Genomic DNA, 2,327 nt, shown 5'->3' with positions numbered 1-2,327 from the left:
GACGAACAGTGATTTAATTTCCTGCAAATCTTCCTCTGATTGTTCATGGCTGAATAGCTTCAGGATTTCCAATTGGGTTTCATTAAGAGGATTTGACATAATAACTCATTTTTGTTTTTTAAAATATTATAAACTCAAATTTACAAAAAATGGCAGATAAAGAAACCCAAATACAAGAGATCTCTAATCTTGTGATTAAGATGGGAATTTACCTATCCTTAATCCATATTACTACATCCTTCTTCCTTGTCTTCACACTTTTACCTTCATCCCTTTTCCATCATCCTTGTATTTCATCTTTATCCCTTCTCCTTCATCCTTTCCGCAGTTTATGCAGACCCAAACATTGGCAGTAAAATTCCATCTTTCAACCCAAATCCAACAAAATCCTTAAGTTTTCTTTCACCATATCAATGGTACGCCGGTCCACCTCCCCAATCCTTTCCAAAAGTCTGTTGTTATCTATTGCCCTAACTTGGTCAATCATGATATCACAATCTTCCTTGAGTTCAAATTTTGCCTTCTTTAGGTGAACCCTTAAAATCTCTGCCTCCGGCCTTACGTTGGTGGTAATCGGGCATACAATGGTGGAAGGATGTTCTTTATTGAGTAAGTCGGTCTGAATGATAATTACAGGTCTGACTTTACCGGCCTCCGTTCCCCTTCTTGGATTTAGGTCAGCAACCCAAATTTCATATTGCCTGATCTTCATCTATGAGTCTTTCGAATTCAGCCAAAACATCCATGGAGTCCTGTGCTACGATTTTTGATTCTCTGCCTAACTGTTCTGACAAAAGTCTCCGCTTTTGAAGTCTGTTATAAAATTCGATTGCATCGTTGATATACCTGTTTCTGCTCTTTTTAACTTTTGAAATGATATGTTCAGTCTCCTGAAAAATATCGTCTTCAAGCTTCAATGATAGGTTCTTCATAGCTATTAAGTTTATCTAAAAGTATATACTTTTGATATATACTCCAAGTTATCTCATAATTAAGATGGAGCTACTCATCCTTCTTCAATTTTACCACTTCCTTCTTCCTTGTATTCACCCTTTTTCCTTTGTCCTTCATCCTTCATCCCTTCTCCTTCATCCTTGTAATTCACCCCCTCATCTTTCATCCAAAGAGATTGCCACGTCGCACAAAGGACTTTTCAAAATATCAAAGTTTCCCAAATGCTCCTCGCAATGACGCACCACCTTGTCCTTTATCCTTCATCCCTTCTCCTTCATCCTTTAATTCAGTTTGACTTCAGCGATTCCACCGGATTTGCCAAAGCCGCTTTAACCGATTGGAAACTAACCGTCAGCCATGCTATCGTCAACACCGAGATACCTGAAATCAGGATAATCCAAAGGTTGACATTGATCCTAAAAGCGAAATTCTGTAACCACCATTTTTCCATCACGTACCAGGCCACCGGAACAGCCAAGACAAATGCGATCAAAATCATTTTGGTAAAGTCTTTGGAAAGCATCAGCACCACACTGTTGACAGAAGCACCCAATACTTTTCTCACTCCGATCTCTTTGGTACGGAGGCTGGTGACGTAGGCGGATAAAGCAAACAATCCTATGCAGGAAACGAAAATCGCCAGGATAGAAAATATTGAGAAAATCCTTCCTGTTTGCTGCTCCTCAAGGTATTGGTTGTCGAGGCTTTCATCCAAGAATGAAAACTTGAATGCCTGTTCGGGAGCTATTTCTTTCCATTTGGCTTCAATGGACGCTATGGCAGATTGGGTTTGGTTGCCTTTGATCCTGGCAAAAACATACTGACCACCTATGTCCCCAAATCTTTCTGTGTTCTGTAGCACCAAGGGAGTAATTTCATCCCGTAATGAAATGAAGTTGAAATCCTTAACAATCCCGATAATGGTATGCCCGACAGTGATATTGCCATCGGGGGTGTTCTGGGATTCCAACAGTTTGGAACCTATAGGGTCTGTGATGCCCATGACTTTGACGGCAGTCTCATTGAGCAAAACATACAGGGAATCATTTGTTGCTTCCGAAAAGCCCTTACCTTCCACTATTTCAAAACCCAAAGTTTCGGAAACGCCATCAGCGACAACCATGGATTTGGTGGTCAGGATTTCGGAGGAACCTTCAGGCTGAAACTGTAATCCAAAGAAGGTGGCTTCCTGCCCGGGAGATGCAAATGCAATGGCAGCATTCTCTACTTCCGGCATTTTTCTGAGTTCTTCCACAAAGGTTTTTAGATTTTGCGGCCCAAAGCTAAATCCCCTTTCTACAACCAAAACATGTTCCTTATCAAATCCCAAAGATACATTCTGCATGTATTTCATCTGGTCCCGGATCACCAAT

At 40.7% G+C, this 2,327-nt stretch carries 3 protein-coding genes; all 3 read right to left on the bottom strand.

The window, feature by feature from the left end:
* Window positions 1–367: 367 nt before the first annotated feature.
* Entirely contained in the window at window positions 368–712 is a 345-nt protein-coding gene (locus ACEW8O_RS14885) for a type II toxin-antitoxin system PemK/MazF family toxin (protein WP_373495417.1), read from the bottom strand.
* Window positions 693–932: a hypothetical protein gene (locus ACEW8O_RS14880; RefSeq protein WP_373495416.1), complete on the bottom strand. Its 240-nt coding sequence runs from the start codon at window positions 930–932 to the stop codon at window positions 693–695. The genes ACEW8O_RS14885 and ACEW8O_RS14880 overlap by 20 nt, the downstream gene beginning before the upstream one ends.
* Before the next feature lie 308 nt (window positions 933–1,240).
* Window positions 1,241–2,327, bottom strand: a 1,087-nt coding sequence (locus ACEW8O_RS14875) for an ABC transporter permease (protein WP_373495415.1), incomplete at its 5' end; no start/stop codon positions are given.

Source organism: Aquiflexum sp., assembly GCF_041749095.1.
Classification (GTDB): domain Bacteria; phylum Bacteroidota; class Bacteroidia; order Cytophagales; family Cyclobacteriaceae; genus Aquiflexum.
The sequence above is the reverse complement of the archived record's forward strand: the minus strand, read 5'-3'. Positions and strand labels throughout refer to the sequence as shown.